Source organism: Jeotgalibaca sp. MA1X17-3, assembly GCF_021513155.1.
GTDB lineage: Bacteria > Bacillota > Bacilli > Lactobacillales > Aerococcaceae > Jeotgalibaca.
This window is the reverse complement of record NZ_CP090983.1, coordinates 1,343,511-1,358,331: the sequence shown is the minus strand read 5'-3', so window position 1 is coordinate 1,358,331 and position 14,821 is coordinate 1,343,511. Positions and strand designations below refer to the sequence as shown.

General features: G+C 35.3%; 11 protein-coding genes and 3 pseudogenes. 2 read left to right on the top strand and 12 right to left on the bottom strand.

Translation table 11 applies throughout. The annotated features are described in order from the left end of the window. Nucleotides 1-12: 12 nt before the first annotated feature. From frr to rpsB, 4 genes and pseudogenes are all read right to left on the bottom strand, one after another. Entirely contained in the window at nt 13-567 is a 555-nt protein-coding gene (frr, locus tag LZ578_RS06815; RefSeq protein WP_235144445.1) for a ribosome recycling factor, read from the bottom strand. Then, the gene (pyrH, locus tag LZ578_RS06810; RefSeq protein WP_235144443.1) at nt 564-1,292 is read right to left on the bottom strand and encodes a UMP kinase; all 729 of its coding nucleotides are present in this window, start codon (nt 1,290-1,292) and stop codon (nt 564-566) included. The genes frr and pyrH overlap by 4 nt, the downstream gene beginning before the upstream one ends. Nucleotides 1,293-1,390: 98 nt before the next feature. Next, entirely contained in the window at nt 1,391-2,269 is an 879-nt protein-coding gene (gene tsf, locus LZ578_RS06805) for a translation elongation factor Ts (protein WP_235144438.1), read from the bottom strand. A 149-nt stretch (nt 2,270-2,418) separates the two neighbouring features. Further along, nucleotides 2,419-3,200: pseudogene (gene rpsB, locus LZ578_RS06800) on the bottom strand (30S ribosomal protein S2). Nucleotides 3,201-3,458: 258 nt separating this feature from the next. On the opposite strand from rpsB, the pseudogene LZ578_RS06795 reads away from it, so the two are divergent. Next, a pseudogene (locus tag LZ578_RS06795) lies at nt 3,459-3,872 on the top strand (lysophospholipid acyltransferase family protein); the annotation flags it as partial. 241 nt (nt 3,873-4,113) lie between these two features. Here LZ578_RS06795 and LZ578_RS06790 read toward each other — a convergent pair. From LZ578_RS06790 to LZ578_RS06780, 3 genes are read right to left on the bottom strand one after another with little or no spacing between them, the layout of a single operon-like run. Beyond that, complete coding sequence (locus tag LZ578_RS06790) at nt 4,114-5,889, bottom strand: ABC transporter ATP-binding protein (protein ID WP_235144437.1); 1,776 nt, start codon at nt 5,887-5,889, stop codon at nt 4,114-4,116. Further along, entirely contained in the window at nt 5,889-7,640 is a 1,752-nt protein-coding gene (locus LZ578_RS06785) for an ABC transporter ATP-binding protein (protein ID WP_235144432.1), read from the bottom strand. Before LZ578_RS06785 ends, LZ578_RS06790 begins: the two co-directional genes overlap by 1 nt. A 21-nt stretch (nt 7,641-7,661) precedes the next feature. Further along, nucleotides 7,662-7,952 (bottom strand): YneF family protein, encoded by a 291-nt coding sequence (locus tag LZ578_RS06780; RefSeq protein WP_235144430.1) that lies wholly within the window; start codon nt 7,950-7,952, stop codon nt 7,662-7,664. A gap of 216 nt (nt 7,953-8,168) precedes the next feature. Between LZ578_RS06780 and lexA the strand changes: the two genes are divergently transcribed. Next, complete coding sequence (lexA, locus tag LZ578_RS06775) at nt 8,169-8,792, top strand: transcriptional repressor LexA (protein ID WP_235144428.1); 624 nt, start codon at nt 8,169-8,171, stop codon at nt 8,790-8,792. An 88-nt stretch (nt 8,793-8,880) separates the two neighbouring features. Here the strand turns inward: lexA and LZ578_RS06770 are convergent. From LZ578_RS06770 to rnz, 5 genes and pseudogenes are all read right to left on the bottom strand, one after another. Then, nucleotides 8,881-10,307 (bottom strand): IS3 family transposase gene (locus LZ578_RS06770; RefSeq protein WP_235144427.1). Its coding sequence is split into 2 segments (ribosomal slippage): nt 8,881-9,830 and nt 9,830-10,307, totalling 1,428 coding nucleotides; the frame shifts between segments, so codons are not numbered across the junction. Nucleotides 10,308-10,382: 75 nt separating this feature from the next. Beyond that, a pseudogene (locus tag LZ578_RS06765) lies at nt 10,383-10,894 on the bottom strand (adenine phosphoribosyltransferase). 29 nt (nt 10,895-10,923) lie between these two features. Beyond that, a complete protein-coding gene (gene recJ, locus LZ578_RS06760; protein WP_235144425.1) occupies nt 10,924-13,242 on the bottom strand; it encodes a single-stranded-DNA-specific exonuclease RecJ in 2,319 nt (772 codons plus the stop codon). Nucleotides 13,243-13,355: 113 nt separating this feature from the next. Beyond that, nucleotides 13,356-13,799, bottom strand: a complete 444-nt coding sequence (locus tag LZ578_RS06755; protein ID WP_235144424.1) for a lipopolysaccharide assembly protein LapA domain-containing protein — start codon at nt 13,797-13,799, stop codon at nt 13,356-13,358. 64 nt (nt 13,800-13,863) lie between these two features. Next, on the bottom strand, nt 13,864-14,793 hold the full coding sequence (gene rnz / locus LZ578_RS06750; RefSeq protein ID WP_235144422.1) for a ribonuclease Z: 930 nt from the start codon (nt 14,791-14,793) through the stop codon (nt 13,864-13,866). Nucleotides 14,794-14,821 lie beyond the last annotated feature (28 nt).

The following is a 14,821-nucleotide window of genomic DNA, read 5'->3' as shown; positions in this document are numbered from 1 at the left end:
CCTTATAAAAAATTAAACGTCTAGTAGTTCTTGTTCCTTATTTTCAGCGATCGTGTCTATATTTTTTACACTTTCGTCTGTTAGTTCTTGAACTTTTTTCTCAGTCATATGTAATTCATCTTCCGTAATTTCACTGTTTTTCTCAGCTTTTTTCAAAGCGTCCATTGCATCTCTACGAATGTTTCGAACAGCAATTTTTGCGTTTTCACTGTCTTTTCCTACTAATTTTGCTAACTCTTTTCTTCGTTCTTCAGTAAGTTGAGGAATCACAAGTCGAATTAACGTTCCATCATTAGCGGGATTAAGGCCTAAATCACTTTTATAAATAGCTTTTTCGATATCACCTAAAACAGTTTTATCGTATGGAGTGATGGTTAGCATTCTTGCCTCTGGAACAGCGATCGTTGCAAGTTGATTAACAGGAGTGCTTGCACCATAATATTCTACCTCAAGGCGATCTAGTAGACTAGCATTTGCACGTCCAGCACGAATGGAAGCTAATTCTCTTTCAAACGAAGCCTCCGCTTTCTTCATACGTTCAGAAGTGTCCATTAATATATCTTTCATTTTTTACTCCCCTTTACTGTTGTACCTATTTCTTCCCCCATTATAACACGTCGGATATTTCCGGGTTTATTTAAATTGAAAACAACTAATGGAATATCATTATCCATGCTTAATGAACTTGCAGTAGTATCCATTACTTGTAGCCCTTTTGATATAACATCTAAATGGGTTAATTCTGTAAATTTAATAGCATTTGCGTCTTTTTGTGGATCAGCAGAATAAACTCCATCCACATTATTCTTCGCCATAAGAATAACATCCGCTTCAATTTCAGCAGCTCTTAATGCCGCTGTTGTATCTGTTGAGAAATACGGATTTCCAGTTCCACCTGCAAAAATAACTACTCTACCTTTTTCAAGGTGACGGATTGCTCTTCTTCTAATATATGGCTCAGCAACTTGACGCATCTCGATAGATGTTTGTACTCTTGTCGGTACTCCTTCATTTTCCAAAACATCCTGGAGTGCTAATGAATTCATGACAGTCGCAAGCATTCCCATGTAGTCAGCTTGTGCCCGCTCCATACCCATTTCTTCTCCAGTTGTGCCACGCCAAATGTTTCCACCACCCACAACAATAGCAATCTCTACTCCTAATTCTTGGACTTGTTTAATTTCTTTGACAAATTCTTTAATAATGGGAGGATTAATCCCGAAACCTGCTTTTCCAGCTAACGCTTCTCCACTTAACTTCAAAATGACGCGTTTATATTTTGGTTTTTCCATAACTTCTCCTCCTATTTCGTCCATTTAGATACTTACTTGCTTCATACTCTATACACACAGAAAGCCTGAGACAACTGCCTCAGGCCTTGCCAGTATTATTATTTCTTAAGTTGACTCATTACTTCGTCAGCAAAGTTTTCCTGACGTTTTTCAATTCCTTCTCCTACTTCAAAACGTACAAAGGATTTAACTGTTCCACCTTTGGACTCAACAAATTTACCAACAGTCATATCTGGATCTTTAACAAATGGTTGATCATTCATTGAAATTTCGCTCAAGAATTTGTTTAGACGACCTTGGATCATCTTCTCTACGATATTTGCAGGTTTTCCTTCGTTCAACGCTTGTTCAGTAAGAACTTTCTTTTCATGCTCTAGTTCTTCAGTAGAAACTTGTTCGCGTGAAATGTACTTAGGATTGATAGCTGCAATATGCATAGCTACGTCTTTAGCTGTTTCTTCATCTGCTCCTTCAAGAACAGTCAATACAGCGATACGTCCACCTTGGTGTAAGTAAGAACCGAATACTTCGTTATCAGTTTTATTTACGATATCAAAACGACGAAGAGAAAGTTTTTCACCGATCACGTTTGTAGCATTTGTGATACTATCGCTCAACGTTTCTTCTCCAGATTTGATTTCTAAAGCTTCTTCTACGGTTGCTGGCTTGTTTTCTTCGATCGTTACAGTAATGTCTTTTACTAGGTTTTGGAAACGATCATTTTTAGCAACAAAGTCTGTTTCAGCATTAACTTCAGCAATAACTGCCGTGTTTGCATTAACATAAACATTTGCTAATCCTTCAGCAGCAATACGTCCAGATTTTTTTGCAGCTTGTGCTAATCCACTTTCTCTTAAGTGATCAACTGCTTCTTCCATATTTCCATCTACTGCTACGAGAGCTCTTTTCGCATCCATCATTCCTGCGCCAGTTTTGTCACGTAGTTCTTTAACCATTTTTGCAGTAACATCTGCCATTTTTATGTCCTCCTAATATAGTATCTAATTTTTACATAAAAACTGCCTCAAAAAATACAAAAGATGTTAGCTGACTTACTGCAATATCTTTGTTCTTTTCTGAGACAGCTCACTTTAAATTCATAATGAGTAAATCGTTTGTTTAAGGCTTATGCGTTTTCGTTGTTGCCTTCAACCACTTCAACGATTTCTTCTAAAGAAGTTGCATCTTCTGTCTCAGCAGTGAATGCTTCTTCAGCCTCTTGATCTGCTCCTTGATTTCCTTCAATCATAGCATCTGCCATTTTTCCGGTAATCAATTTAACCGCGCGGATTGCGTCATCATTTGATGGAATCACTACGTCGATTTCGTCTGGATCACAGTTTGTGTCAACCATAGCAACAATCGGAATGTTCAATTTATGTGCTTCTTGAACAGCGATTCTTTCTTTTCTTGGGTCAACAATAAAAATTACATCTGAATTCTAGGCATATCTTTGATTCCGCCTAAGAATTTTTCAAGACGATCTTGTTCTTTAACAAGCAAGCCGACTTCTTTCTTAGGTAATACTTCGAAAGTACCATCTTCTGCCATTTTTTCAATATCTTTCAAACGTTTGATACGTTTTTGAATCGTATCCCAGTTTGTAAGAGTTCCACCTAACCAACGGTGATTTACGTAATATTAGCCAGAACGAATTGCTTCGTCTTTGATAGATTCTTGTGCTTGTTTTTTTGTACCTACGAAAAGCGCAATTCCGCCTTCTTCAGCAAGTTTGTGCATGTAGTTATATGCTTGGTCTACTAGTTTCACCGTTTTTTGTAAATCGATGATGTAGATTCCGTTTCTTTCTGTGAAGATGTAACTCTTCATTTTTGGGTTCCAACGACGAGTTTGGTGTCCAAAATGTACGCCGGCTTCCAATAGTTGTTTCATTGAGATTACTGCCATGATTTGTTCCTCCGTTTGGTTTTTTTATTTTCCTCCCTCAATATCAACTATAAAAGCAACTTATCCCTAAGCACCCGCCTCTATATCAATTGAAGTGTGAAATTTGGTTATGCACCGTATTATATTATACCGTTACTAGATTAAATTGCAAGAAAAAAATATTATCTTTTTTAAAAAACATAAAAACATAAAATCATCTTGATATATGATGATAGATATCGCATACTATAAAAATAGTATAAATCAGGAGGTTGCTTCATGTTCTACAAAGTAGTTGTCCGTCTCATAAAAGTATTAATCTTTATCTTGAATGGGAAGATAGATATTCAAAACAAAGAAAATTTACCAAAGGATACATCATATATTTTAGCTGCACCTCATAGAAGTTGGCTAGATCCTGTCTATATTGCAGTAGCGGCTTATCCTCATCTGTTTTCGACGATGGCTAAACAAGAATTATTTAAAACTAGGTTTATGTCTTGGCTTCTATACAAAATGCATGGCTTTCCAGTAAATCGTGAAAATCCAGGTCCAAGTGCAATTAAACAACCTGTATCTATTTTAAAAAAAGGAGATCGGAATGTTTTTATTTTTTCTACAGGATCTCGTTATGATGATGCTGTCAAAGGTGGAACTTCTACGATAGCAAGAATGGCAAATGTTCCAATCGTCCCTGTTGTCTTTCAAGGTCCCTTTTCTTTTTCTGCTTTATTAAAACGAAAAAAAGGACATGTTCGATTTGGAAATCCAATCTATCTTCCTAAAGGAGTTCGTCTTTCACGAGAAGAACTTGCTGAAATAAATCAGAGAATTCACAAACAATTTTCTGTTTTAGACAAGGAAATTAATCCTGATTTCAATTATGAATATAAAAAAGAAAAAATAGAGCCATTTGGCTCTATTTTTTTACTCTTTAATTGTTCATTGATTGAAGACGATACATATCATAGTAGGTTCCTTCTAAAGCGATTAACTCCTCATGAGTCCCACGTTCTACAATTCTACCCTTTTCTAAAACTAAGATTAACTGAGCATCTCGTATGGTAGAAAGACGGTGTGCAATCGCAATGGTTGTGCGACCTTTCCGCATCTTCTCCATACTTTGTTGAATTAGATTTTCAGTTTCCGTATCAATACTTGCAGTTGCCTCGTCAAGAATTAATACTTTTGGATCGCGAATAATCGTGCGAGCAAACGAAATTAATTGACGTTCTCCACTAGAATAACTTGCTCCTCTTTCAATTACCTTCGCATGATACTCATTTGGTAAACTTTCAATGAAATCGTCTGCATGAACAAATTCAGCTGCTTTTTCAATAGCTACATCCGGAATATTTTCATCCATTAATCTTATATTGCGTGAGATGTCACCGTAGAAAAGAAAAGAATCTTGTAAAACGAGACCCATTTTTTCACGGATTTCTTCCATTGGATAATCTTTAATCGATTTCCCATCTATTAAAATATCACCTTCTGTAAACTCATAAAAACGCATCAGAACATTAATAATTGAACTTTTACCACTTCCTGTGTGGCCGACTAATGCAACGGTTTCTCCTGGATGGGCAGTAAAGGAGATATCTTTTAAAACGTCTTGCTCCCCATCATATGAAAAGGTAACATTTTTAAATTCAATTTTTCCATTAGTAATTTCTAGTCCTTCTTCTTCTTGTTGTTCAGGAACTAGTTCAGGATTATCTAATGTACTAATTACACGATAACTTGACACAATTCCATCCTGGAAGACACTTAAGTTATCCATCATCATGCCTAGAGGTCGGAAAAAATTAGTAATGTAGGTTGTAAAGGAGTAGATAATTCCTACTTCTACAAAACCATCGAAAGATTGAAAACCAAAAAGATAAAGAACCATCGTTAAGGCAATAGCTTGCAATAAACTAATAAAAGGATAAAGAAGCAATGCATTCATTTTTACCATTGCTATTCTGCCATTTGCATAAGACTCATTGATATCATCAAAATCTTTTTGTAATCTTTTTTCTTGTCGGAATTGCTGAATGATCGACATTCCTAATATATTTTCATTTAATTTTGTATTAAGTTCACTCAATCGTTGACGCATCGAACGATAAATTTGAGTGCTATATTTTTGATAGATCCAAACCATAAGCCCCATCATTGGTAAAAACAGTAAGAATAGTAGCGTAACTGATTTATTCAAAATCCACATAGCAATAAATACAGAAACGATACTTAACAGACCTTCTGCAAGAGCAAGAAAAACAGCCCAAAATTCTTTTATTGTTTCAGTGTCATTGGTAATTCGAGATACAATAGACCCCGCTGGTGTTTGATCAAAATAACGCATCCCTAGTCCATTTATTTTACGAAAGAGATGATTTCGTACATTTTGAACTGATTTTTCCGATGCCATCTTGAATATATAATTTTGAAAGTACATCGTGACCATTTTAAAAATAATAGTCAGCATATATAATCCAGCAAATTGTAATCCAATTTCAAAAGTAGCATTATTTTTAGTTACATAATCATCCAAAAATATTTGGATGATTCGCGGTGATATGACATTGGCAGCAGCTAGTCCGATACCGAAAAGCAATGATGTAAAAAATTGCTTTTTATAGGGGGCGGCAAATACAAAGATTTTCTTTAGGACACTCATTTGTTCTTTAAAAGAAAAAGATTTTGACCATACAGATTTTTCCATTATTCATCCTCCCCTTCCAATTTACTTTCTAGCTGTTGTTTTTCATACATTTGTCGGTACCAACCATTTAAAGCCATTAACTCTTCATGATTTCCACGTTCAGAAATTTTTCCGTCTTCTAAAACGATAATCTCATTGGCGTGCATCACACTACTAATTCGATGTGCAGCAATAATGGTTGTTTCACCATTTCTTTTTTCTTTAAGATTCTCTAATATTTTTTCTTCTGTCTTCGCATCAACTGCAGATAAAGAATCATCGAGTATCAACAATTCTGGATTAGTAACAACTGCACGAGCAATCGCAACACGCTGTTTCTGACCTCCTGAAAGAGACACCCCACGTTCACCTACTAAAGTATCGTATCCATTCGTAAAGTCTAAGATATCTTCATGAACGTCTGTAATTTTAGCTGCGGACTCTACTTCTTCTTGAGATAGAAATGGATCGGCAAAGCGAATATTATCTCTAATATTTGTTGAGAAAAGGAAGTTATCTTGTGGAACATATCCAACTCCATTCAAAAGGCTATCTAGAGTATAATGGCGAATATCAATTCCATTATATTGGATGGAACCAGTATATTGATCATACTCACGAAGGAGTAAATTGAACAACGTACTTTTACCTGAACCAGTTCTTCCAACAATCCCTAAGGTTTCTCCTTTTTTCAAAGTAAAATGAATATCAGTTAATGCATCATGCTCTGCATTCACATATTGAAAACTTTTGATATCCACTTGTAAATCGCCATCTAAAGATTGATTGATTGCTCCATCCTTTTCAACGATATGGGACTCCTCTGTCATTAACTCCTCAATTCGGTTATAACTGGCACTTCCTCTTTCTAAAACATTAAGTAAACGACCGGCTGCTAACATAGGCCATCTCATTAATCCAATATAGCTAAAGAAAGTAACTAAGGCACCAATTGTCATTTCCCCATTCATGATGAATAATCCACCAAAAATAAGAGAAAGTGCATATGAAATTCCAATAATGAAATTAATCGATGGACCAAACAAGGAATCAATCACATAAACTTCTTTATTTTTTTCTACTACATCATTAGTTCTTTTTTCAAAGTCCTCTATATCTAACTCTTCTTCTCCAAATGTTTTAATAACTTTAACACCCGTAATACTTTCTTGCGTTTTGTCATTCAAACCAGAAAAGGCAGCTTGTGCTTTTCGGAAATTTTTGTGCATTCTTTTTCCCAACAAACGAGCTACAATTGTTAAAGCAGGTAATGGAAGCATCGCTATCAATGTTAATTTCCAATTGACAAAAAATAGCATAGTTATAAGTGTAATTCCTCCAGAAGAAATAGAATCCGCTAACGTAAGAATTCCAGCTCCTGCAACTAAACGAATAGCATTCAAATCGTTAGTTGCATGGGCCATTAAATCACCTGTCCGGTATTTCTGGAAAAAGATGGCATCCATCTTCGTAAAGTGATGGAACAAACGAGACCGCATAATTTTTTCAAGTTTAGCTGAAGTTCCCCAAATTTTCATTCTCCAAATATAACGGAAAAGATACTGAGCTATTCCACAGGCTAAAATAATCCCTACCTGAATAAGAAGAGTTCGGCTAGTTAGTGTTTTCAGACTAATTTGATCAATAATATTTCCGACAATTCGAGGAGATATCACTTGAATAATTGCGACCATCACCAAAAAGAATATTCCAATACTATAAGCTTTCCATTCTTGTTTAAAGAACCATTTTAATCTTTTAAATATTCCCATTCACTTGATACCTTCTTTCTTTTACAAAAATAAAAAAAGTGGACCAAAAACATGCATCCACAATTTGTATCTATTCAACTTATTTTTTTTCTTTTTTGAAGATTGTGCCTTCATCGATGCCATAATTTGTTTTACTTTGCGTTCAGATGGCTTTTGTCCCATCTGCATCATCATCGATCGTAACATATCTTCAGAAAAAGGAGGGTTTTCTTCAAAATAATTCATCATATACTTACGTGAAAGAAAGAATCCACCCACTGCACCTAAAATTACTCCTAAAACTACAATAAAAATCCAAGCTCCTGTACTCATTCATATCCTCCTCCCAAAAGTTATCATTAAACCATTTTACAAGAATACCACAAAAAAAGAAATAGATATGACTGCTTTCTTCTTCTATTTTTAAATAGCAGACTTTTTTCATCTATTCTAGCTGTTTTTTATCATTCATACGAACATCTGTTTGATTACAATGTTTGACTATGCTACAATAAACATATAAATAATAGTAACGGAGATGATGCTCTCATGACAAAAAGTAGAGACACCCGGCAAATGGAAGTACTGCTTTTCATATATAACGAAGTACAGAAAAAGGGATATCCTCCAACTGTTCGTGAAATTGGAAATGCAGTCAATCTTTCTTCTACTTCCACTGTGCACGGGCACCTATCAAGACTAGAAAAATCAGGATATATTTATAGAGATCCTACAAAACCACGTGCAATAGAAGTTAGCGAAACTGGATTAACGAAACTTGGTGTAAAATCAAATCAAATGCCCTTACTTGGTACTGTAACAGCAGGAGAACCAATCCTTGCTATAGAAGAAGCAACCGACTTTTTCCCAATACCTCCTGATTTACAATATGTTTCAGAAGACTTGTTTATGTTAAAAATTCGCGGTGATAGCATGATTAACGTTGGTATACTAAGTGATGATTCTGTTATCGTTAGAAAGCAAACGTCTGCTGAAAATGGTGATATCGTTATTGCTATAACGGATGAAGATGAAGCAACCTGTAAAAGATTTTATAAAGAAAAAGACTATTATCGACTACAACCTGAAAATAATAGTATGTCCCCAATTATATTAGAAAACGTTCAAATCCTAGGGAAAGTAGTAGGGTTATACAGAAGTCATATTTCATAATTTTATTAAAAAAAGAAAAAGCCAGGGTAATTATAGTGACCCCAAAAAGTTAGACTTTTTTGCAGAGTAGATTATTCTACTCTGTTTTTTATGCGCTTTGTTTTAAAGAAGGTGATGATAATCGGTATTCAATTGGACTTAACCAATTAAGTTTCTCCTTCATTCGATCGTTATTGTAATAATTAATGAAGATCACTATTGCTTTCTTTAATTCCCCGTAACTTTTATAAATACGTCCATGATACATTTCCTGTTTCAATATACTAAAGAAGTTCTCCATTGGACTGTTATCGAAGCAGTTTCCCTTACGGGACATACTTTGGAAAATGTTGTTGTCTTCTAATTCTACACCATAGGCCTTCATTTGATACGCCCAGCCCTGATCTGAATGGAACATTCGTCTATATTTACACGTTCTCGAAGCCTGGATAGCGTCATTTAAAGCTGCTATAATGCTTTCGCCATTGGGTTGTTTAGTCACTTTAAAACTAATGATCTCGCGATTAAATAAATCCATAAATGGATCGAGGTATAACTTTTTAATTTGCAAACGACCTGATTCGTCTTTCTCATAATATTTAAACTCCGTCGTGTCCGTAGTGATTTTTTGATAAGGGATAGAGGAGTTAAACCGTCCATTTATACGATTAGGAGCTAGAACTCCGACGTTACCTTTATAAGAACTGTATTTTCGTGATTTTCGAGAATAAGATTTAACGCGGATATCAAGTTCAACCATGAGTCGCTGAAGCTTTTTATGATTGATTTCAACACCATACTTAAGTAACTCTTTTTTCATACGTCGGTACCCATAATCAGCGTGCTGCTTTCTTATAGTCATCATCACTTCTTTGATTTCTTTATCTGGGTCTTCTCGATCAAAACGTTTTTGCCAGTACATATACGTTGATTTAGGAAATTTTACGACCTCAAGAATGTCTTTTAATTTGAATCGTCCTCGGAGGGTGTGAATGACTCTTGAGATTTGTTCGTTGCTTTGTGCGATTCCTCGCTCCGCAACCTCCTGAGTTCTTTTAAAAAGGCGTTCTCTATTTCTAAACGATGGACTTGTTTTTTCAACTCTTCAATATGGGGTTCTTGAGACCCGTTGGTCTCACGAGACTCTTGGTCTTTAGAATGTTGATCTGGAGTCATTTTAGGCGGTCTTCCTTTCGCTTTAGAAAGGCCTTCCATACCTTCGCTATGAAAGACTTGAACCCATCTTGCCAAGAGACTGGGATTATTAATTTCAAGTTCTATAGCGAGATTCTGATAGGACATTTCTGTAGTTAAATATAACTCTACCGCATTTACCTTGAATTGAACAGAATAACTCTTATTTTGACGACTACGTTTTAAACTATCCTTTCCCATTGCTTTATAGCTATTCACCCATTTTTTAACAGTTGAATCAGACGTAACACCATATTTATTGGCGAGGTAATAATATCCCCCTTTGCCATTCATATAATCTTCAACGATTTTTAATTTCAACTCATAACTATATTTAGCCATGAAAATACCCCCAAAAGATAGATTTTTAAGGTCTAACTTTCGGGGGTCGGCTCATAATTCCCGGCTTTTTCTTTTTTAATATTCCATTAATGTGAAGATATCGTACCCTTTTACTTGTTCTCTTCCCTTTAAATCAAGTAGTTCGATTAAAAATGCAAGTCCAACTACTTCTCCACCAAGTTTTTCAACCAATTCAATTGTTGCTGCAGTTGTTCCACCAGTAGCTAATAAATCATCACAGACCAGAACTTTATCTCCTGGTTTTACAGCATCTTTATGGAGTTGCAACGTAGCTTCTCCATATTCCAAACCATAGGATACTTCTATTGTTTCTCTTGGAAGTTTCCCTTTTTTCTAGCCATCGCAAATCCACAACCTAGTCCCACTGCAACTGGACAGCCTACCATAAAGCCTCTTGCTTCGGGTCCTACTACCTTATCCACATTCATTGGTTTTGCATATTCGACAATCTGCTCGATTGAATAACGATATGCGTCTCCATCCGACATAAGTGGAGAAATATCTCGAAACGTAATTCCTTTTTCAGGATAATCCTCAACATCAGTAATATAATCTTTTAAATTCATTCTTTCTTCCTCCCATTACTATTCGGGTTTTATTTTCCAGATACCCAAGAGATCAATTGTGAAAAAGGATTATAAATAAACATTTTTTCTGCTTCAATTTTTTCTAAACGATTCTGGAAGGCCTCTGTGTCCTCTAAATTTATTTTTACAGGGTTTTTTATCGGGTTAAGGATGCCACTGTCTATTGTAACAAATTTTGCTTCAGAAAACACGGTCAACATGAAAATCAATATATTCTTATGAATATTTAAATACGTTGCTAAAGAATCTAACTTATTTCGTACATCCATATTTTGATGATTTCGAATATATCGGAATAAACTTGCAAAGTCTTTCTTACTTGGCATTCCCTCTAAATAAGCTTGCTTCATTGGATAACAATAAAAGTAGTAGTTATCAAAAGAATGATCGGATAGGAATTTTCGAACGTAGTCTAAATGAATAGGACAATCAAAGAAAACTAGATTTGTTAATTCATTAGGAAAAGCAGGGATATCATCCACTCCTTCCAATAAAACTGCAGCTGCATTGTTGGGTAGTTTATTAGCATATTTTTCAAAAACAGTAGCTTGGAAGAATAAGTATACGCTATTTTCAATTTCCAGAGAAGAAGCCTGAAAATTTGTACTACGCTTATCAAAATACTGGTTAGAGTCACTTTTAATATCTTTTAACTGCATTTGTGGCTTCGAAATATCACGCCATGTATTTATGGATAATTCGCCAATGATTGATACTGGGTCCTGCTCATTGAGATGATTGGATAAAACGCCTTTATTAAAACCGATGACATCTAGTTTGCTTTCATCTGATTTCAGTTGCAATTTTAAATGCCGATTATCCGCACCGATTTGTTTCATATTCTGAAGAGAAACATTTTCAATTCCGAAAATCGGTTTTTGATTATCTGTTCCAAAAGGTTTTAGTAAATCCACTTCTTCAAGAAGTTTAATAGTGATTTCATTCAAATGGAGCACTTCATCAATCAAAACTTTTTTTCCTTTTTTAATTTCTGAGCTTAAAGGTTCTGCATAAGTATTTATTCTCTCTGTAAATTTGTCAACATGGTCTATGTTCAAACTCATCCCAGCCGCCATTTGATGTCCACCGAACTTTACTAATAAATCAGATGTAGAAGATAAAGCTTTGAATAAATCAAGTCCATCAACACTTCTTCCCGATCCTTTTGCAATTCCAGTTTCCGAATTATAATGAAGCATGATAGAAGGTCTTCCTGTTTGTTCGGTCATTCGACTAGCAACAATTCCTAAAACCCCTTCTTGCCAAGAAGGATCTCCTAAAACAATAATATTCGGAAGGAATTCCTGTTCATCCATTTTACTTACCGCAGACTTGTAAATTTCATCTACTAAAGATTGTCTCTTTGTATTGGTTTCTTGGATGAAATTCACTAGTTTTTCTAGCTTTTCTTCATCAAATGAAATCAACAGATCAACCCCTGGAGTGGCATCGCCCATCCTACCCAATGCATTTAAACGAGGCCCAATTACAAATCCAATCGTCCCTTCATCAATTTCAAGAGCTTTAATTCCAGCATTTTCATATAGTATTTGTAAGCCAATTCGCTCAGATTTTCTTAAGATTTGAATTCCTTTTTTTACAATCCATCGGTTTTCATCTGATAAAGAAACTAAGTCGGCAACCGTACCGATGGCAGCAATATCGAAGAGTTCGAAGGGAATCCTTTCTAACAAAGCGGTGGCAACTTTCAGTGCGACTCCCGCTCCAGACAAATCTCCAAAAGGGTACTCTCCTTCTGGATGGCGAGGATGAATGATGGCATAAGCATCAGGAAGGTTTTCAGATAGTTCATGGTGATCCGTAACGATAACGTCTACACCTAGTTCTTTTGCTAATGAGATCGCTTCATGACCACTAACACCATTGTCACACGTAATAATTAATTGACTTCCTTGCTCAATCAGATTTCGAAAAGCTTTTGTGTTTGGTCCGTACCCATCGCTAAATCGATTTGGCAAATAAAAATGAACATTTCCACCTAACGTTTCAATCGTTTCGACTAAAATAGCTGTACTTGTTATTCCATCTGCATCATAATCGCCGTAAACAACCATTTCTTCACCATTTTCAATGCCTTGGAGTATTCGATCTACTCCTTTTTTCATGTCGTGCATCAAAAAAGGATCATGGTAAATGGTTTGCTCTTCAGAAATAAACTGGTTGATTTTTTCTGAAGTATCCAATCCTCGAACGAGGCATAACTTTATAAATGCTTCACTTGTCTTCATTTCTTTGGAAAGTGTCTTTACAAGGACTGGATCAAATTCTGATTTTCGTAATTCCCAATTCATTTTAGCAGCTAACAAATACATTCCCTCTCATTCTCTCTACCAAATACTGATTCAATCAAAAGAAAAACGCCCTCCACTTTGTTTGCGTTGGCGCTTCTCTCTTATAGTCATTTGAATCATTTTGTATATTACAGTAGAGTATTATTTCTATTTCGTTCTACAGTAGAATCGGTTGAATTCATTTGACTATCAAAAGTAACTTGGTTAACTAGCTCGTTTTCTAAACTTTTGATTTTATTGTCTTTTTGAACTAAGTTATTTTCTAAATTTGTAATTTTTCCTTCATATTCGGCTTTGGTATGAGTGATTGCCTCTTCTTTTTGTACATCTTTTTGGCTAACGAGCTGTTTCATGGAACGAAGCTCCTTATGGTTTCGCGCTGAAGACGTTGTGGAAACCAACAAAGTTAATAGACTTCCAAAGAGCAAGGAAACAAAAATGATAATGATTAAAGGAGCAGTAACTTTTCCAAACCCAAAGTTGACTGGAACACTTTCAACATTTATAACTGCAAACGTAATAATTAAAAGAATTAATAAAATACCAGCAACTAACCTCCACTGATTTTTCATTTGAACCCCATCCATTCTTATATAATTAATTTTATAAGTACTAGTATATGCAAATCAGTATTTCCTATTTGTTTAAAGGAATATCAAACTCATCGTAATCTTGTACAAGTACAGTGTGAGGGAAAATGGTTCGGGCGTCTACTTGTAATTGTTGTTGTTCTTTTCCTAAGTATCTAGAACTAACATGGGTAAGGTATAATTTTTTGACTTTTGCCTCTTTTGCCACTTTAGCAGCATCCATACAAGTAGAATGGAAATAAGCAGAAGCAATTTTTTGGCTATCTTTAGCAAAAGTCGATTCGTGGACGAGAACATCTGCATTCTGAGCCAACTTCACATTAGTTGCCCCTCGCTTCGTATCACCGAGGATGGTCACAATTCTACCTTTAACAGTTTTTCCTAAATAGTCCATTCCATTCACTACTCTACCATCTTCCAAAGTTACTTCTTCACCATTTTTCAACTTCCCATATAAAGGTCCAGCTGGAATATTTTCTTCCTTTAGCTTATTAACTAGTAACTCACCAGGATAATCTGATTCCTCAATTCGATAGCCATAGGAAGGAATCCCATGTTGAAGTTTGGCACAAGTTACTTTGAATTGTTGATCCTCAAAGATTACCCCATCTTCTTTAATTTCATGGAAAAAAATGGGATAACGAAGATGTGATTGGGAAATTCTTAAACTAGTGAGCACATATTCCTTGATTCCAACAGGTCCATAGATGGTTAAAGGAGTATTTCCACCTTGAAAAGCTCTACTACTCAAAAACCCTGGCAACCCAAAAATATGATCCCCATGTAAATGAGTGATAAATATTTTATTAATTTTTCTTGGTTTTAAAGTAGTTTTTAAAATCCGTTGTTGGGTTGCTTCTCCACAATCAAACATCCAGATTTCGTTTCTTTCATCTAATAACTTTAAAGCTAAACTACTCAAATTTCGGGCTGATGAAGGGACTCCAGCCCCGGTTCCTAAAAATTGAATTTTCATGTACGACAATCGTTCCCTTCTGTTTCAT